At 78.2% G+C, this 1,502-nt stretch carries 2 protein-coding genes; both read left to right on the top strand.

Annotated elements, in window-relative coordinates; genetic code table 11:
- A partial coding sequence (locus AE652_RS41190) for a S9 family peptidase (protein ID WP_159028731.1) occupies positions 1-1,134 on the top strand: 1,134 nt, incomplete at its 5' end.
- Positions 1,135-1,306: 172 nt separating this feature from the next.
- A partial coding sequence (locus AE652_RS48865; RefSeq protein ID WP_234348732.1) for a hypothetical protein occupies positions 1,307-1,502 on the top strand: 196 nt, incomplete at its 3' end.

The following is a 1,502-nucleotide window of genomic DNA, read 5'->3' on the forward strand; positions in this document are numbered from 1 at the left end:
CTGTGGCGGCCCTCGGCCGGGCGGCTGGACCCGCTGCCGGTCCCGCCCGGGCGGCTCGGCGCGGTCGGCCACTGGGGCGAGGCGGGGCTACGCGTGCCGTACTCCTCGCCCGACCACCCGACGGCGCTGGCCACCCTCGACGTCGACACGCTGCTGACGCACGGACCGCTCCCGCCCGTCTCCGGCCCGACGCCGCTCCCGCTCCAACTCGCGCCGCTGGCCTCGGGGTTGCCAGGGCCGTGGCGGGACACCATCCTGCCCTGGCAGCCCGGCGGGGTGCGCCCGGTGCGGACCGAGCCGCCCGGCTGGCGGCTCGACGGCAGCACCCCGCCCGGGGACGGCGGCCGCTGGCATCCCGCGCAGAGCCTCGAACTCGCGGGCCCGGCAGGCCCGTTGGAGGCCGTGGTGTACGGCGGGGACGCCTGGCTGAGCAGCCCGCACCTGGTGCTGGCGCTGCACGGCGGCCCGGCGGACGCCTGGCGGCTGGAGTTCGACCCGACACTGCAGCGGATGGCCGCCGAGGGCCTGGCGGTGGTGGCGCCGAACCAGCGCGGCTCCACCGGCTACGGCGTGGCGCACGCGCTGGCCATCCGGGGCGCCTGGGGCGGTCCCGACCTGGACGACGTCCTGTACCTGCTGGACGGCATCGCGGGCCAGCGCGCCGCCCTCGGCCTGGAGCCGCCGGCCCTCTTCGGGGTCAGCTACGGCGCCTTCCTGGCACTGCTGGCGGCCTCGCACGCGCCGGCCGAGCAGGTCGCCCGCTGCGCGGTGGTCGCGCCGTTCCTGTCCGGCGCCCGGCTGCTGGCCGAAGCGGCGCCCCCCGTACGGGCGTTGACCACCCGGCTGGGCGGCGGCGAGCAGGTCGCCGACGCCCGCGGACCGCGCGACGTGCTGCAACTGGCGCACCGGCTGAGCGCGCCGCTGCTGGTGGTGCACGGCAACCGGGACGAGGTCGTACCGGTGAGCCAGTCCCGTTCGCTGCGGCACGAGTTGCTGCGGATCGGCCGGGTCGAGGGCGAGGACTTCCGGTACGTCGAGGCGGCCGGCTCCGGGCACGAGGTGCTCGCCGACGAGGGCGCCGCCGTCCTGCACGAGCTGCTGGCCACGTTTCTGCGGACCGGCCGCCCGGGCTGACCCGCCGCCCGGTGCCGTCCCGGACACCAAGCTCGGGCACCGAGCCCAGGCGCCAGGCCCAGACGTCAGCCCCGGGCGGCCTCGACGCCGCGCTAGGCGATCCGAGTGAACTCTCCGCAGGTGGGCGCCACTTGTCGGCCTTGGTACGGACCTGCCCGCCCCCGCCCCGGCCGTGCTGCCGGACCGGGCGGCCCGCCGTCCGGACGCCGACGCCGAGGAGCGGGTCGAACGGACCTCCGCCGCACACGCGGGGACACTGATGATCGCCGATGATCGTTGCGCGCCGCATCAGTTCCGCACCGCGGGCGGACCCGGCTGCCGCCGCCGGACGGCGGGCGCGGGCCGCCGGCCCGGCACGGCGGTCTCCG

This window comes from Kitasatospora sp. MY 5-36, assembly GCF_001182915.1.
In the GTDB taxonomy this organism is placed as follows: domain Bacteria; phylum Actinomycetota; class Actinomycetes; order Streptomycetales; family Streptomycetaceae; genus Kitasatospora.